This window comes from Streptomyces torulosus (genome assembly GCF_001419765.1).
Taxonomy (GTDB): domain Bacteria; phylum Actinomycetota; class Actinomycetes; order Streptomycetales; family Streptomycetaceae; genus Streptomyces; species Streptomyces torulosus.
The window spans coordinates 1-2,216 of sequence record NZ_LIRK01000882.1; the positions used below are offsets into that span (position 1 = coordinate 1).

1 protein-coding gene and 1 pseudogene are annotated in these 2,216 nt (G+C 72.6%); one reads left to right on the forward strand and one right to left on the reverse strand.

Annotated features, from left to right (window positions below; genetic code table 11):
- A pseudogene (locus AOK23_RS41825) lies at positions 1-529 on the forward strand (hypothetical protein); the annotation flags it as partial.
- Between the two features lie 218 nt (positions 530-747).
- Here the strand turns inward: AOK23_RS41825 and glgB are convergent.
- On the reverse strand, positions 748-2,216 hold a 1,469-nt coding region (glgB, locus tag AOK23_RS41830), incomplete at its 5' end, for a 1,4-alpha-glucan branching enzyme (protein ID WP_055717624.1).

Consider the following 2,216-nt stretch of genomic DNA (forward strand, 5'->3'; position numbering starts at 1 on the left):
CGGCGGCTTCAGCAGCTCGGGGATCTCCACGCCGCCGCCCGCGAAGGACGAGGGCAAGACGGCGGGAGCCGCCGCGCCGCCCGCCGTGGAGAAGGCGGCCGCGGGCGCCGACGGCGAGACGGTGGCCGGGGACGTCCCGGCGGGCCGCCGGCGGTTTCGACTGCCCCGGCTGCGGCCGGCCGGCGGCGGATGGAGCAACCCGCTGTTGCTGCTGGCCGCCGCGTTGCTGGTCGCCGGAGCGGTCATGGGGAGCCTCGTGCCGCTGGGGCTCGGCTGGCTGATCGCCTACCTGTCACGGCGGTTGACGCCCGCGGAGTCCAAGTGGGCGGTGCTGGGCGTGCCGGGAGTGGTGGCCGCCGGGGGCATCGTGTGGCTGTGGGGACGCAGCGACGGGAGGTGGGGGGAGCCCATCGTCCGCGGCGAGATGAACGTCGCGCTCGCGGAGACCTGGCCGTGGGTGCTGCGTATCGCGGCCGTCTCCTCCGCGCTGTATCTGCTCTGGCGCTCCCAACGGCCCCGCGGCGCCTGATAACTCGGGGACGCGCTGTTGGTTCGGCGGGTGCGGGTGGGTGGGGGCCGTTCGCGCAGTTCCCCGCGCCCCTGGAAAAGCAGGGGCCTGCGGCCCCGTGCTTTTCCGATGAAGGGCGGGCCGCAGGCCCGTCCCTCCAGGGGCGCGGGGAACTGCGCGACCAGCCCCCACCAGCCGCAGCCGCCCACACACCCGCGGCCCCGAGCCACAAGGCGCCCTTACGCCGGGCGCAGCCAGACCGTCGCCAGGGGTGGGAGCGTGATGCGGACGCTCGCCCCGCGGGCGTGCCACGGTGTCGGCTCCGACTTCACCGGGTGCGGTGTCGTGACATCGCTCCCCCCGTACGACGCCGCGTCCGTGTTCAGGACCTCCCGCCACGCCGGGACGTCGTCGGGGACGCCCAGCCGGTAGTCCCGGCGGATCACCGGGCTGAAGTTGGAGACGGCCAGCAGGGGCGTGCCGTCCGCGTCGAGCCGCAGGAACGCCAGGACGTTGTCCTCGGCCGCGTCACCCGTGATCCAGGAGAAGCCGGACGGGTCGGTGTCGCGCTGCCAGAGCGCAGGGGTGTCGCGGTACACGGCGTTGAGGTCCCGGACCAGGTCGCGCACCCCCCGGTGGTCCGCCTCGGCACCGTACGCCGGGTCGAGGAGCCACCAGTCCGGGCCGTGCGCCTCCGACCACTCGGCGCCCTGCGCGAACTCCTGCCCCATGAAGAGGAGCTGCTTGCCGGGGTGCGCCCACATGAAGCCCAGGTACGCGCGGTGGTTGGCGCGCTGCTGCCACCAGTCGCCCGGCATCTTCGACACCAGGGAACGCTTGCCGTGCACGACCTCGTCGTGCGAGATCGGCAGGACGTAGTTCTCGCTGTACGCGTACACCATCGAGAACGTCATCTCGTTGTGGTGGTGCTTGCGGTGCACCGGCTCCTTCGTCATGTAGCCGAGGGAGTCGTGCATCCAGCCCATGTTCCACTTCAGCCCGAAGCCGAGGCCGCCGAAGCCGCCGGGGCCGACGTGATGGGTGGCGCGGGTGACGCCGTCCCACGCGGTCGACTCCTCCGCGATCGTCACGACCCCCGGCACCCTCCGGTACACGGTCGCGTTCATCTCCTGCAGGAAGGACACGGCGTCCAGGTTCTCCCGGCCCCCGTGCTCGTTCGGCGTCCACTGGCCCGGCTCACGCGAGTAGTCGAGGTAGAGCATGGAGGCGACGGCGTCCACGCGCAGCCCGTCGATGTGGTACTCCTCGCACCAGAACAGGGCGTTCGCCACGAGGAAGTTGCGCACCTCGCGGCGGCCGTAGTCGAACTCCAGCGTCCCCCAGTCGGGGTGCGCGGCCCGCGCCGGGTCCTGGTGCTCGTACAGCGGACGCCCGTCGAACTCGGCCAGGGCCCAGTCGTCCCGCGGGAAGTGCGCCGGCACCCAGTCCATCAGCACACCGATCCCGGCCCGGTGCAGCGAGTCGACCAGGTACTTGAAGTCGTCCGGGTCGCCGAGGCGGGCCGTGGGCGCGTAGAACCCGGTGACCTGGTAGCCCCAGGAGCCGCCGAAGGGGTGCTCGGCGATGGGCAGCAGCTCGACATGGGTGAACCCGAGGTCCCTGACGTACGCCGGGAGCTGCTCGGCGAGCTGGCGGTACGTGAGGCCGGGGCGCCACGACGGCAGGTGGACCTCGTACACGGAGAACG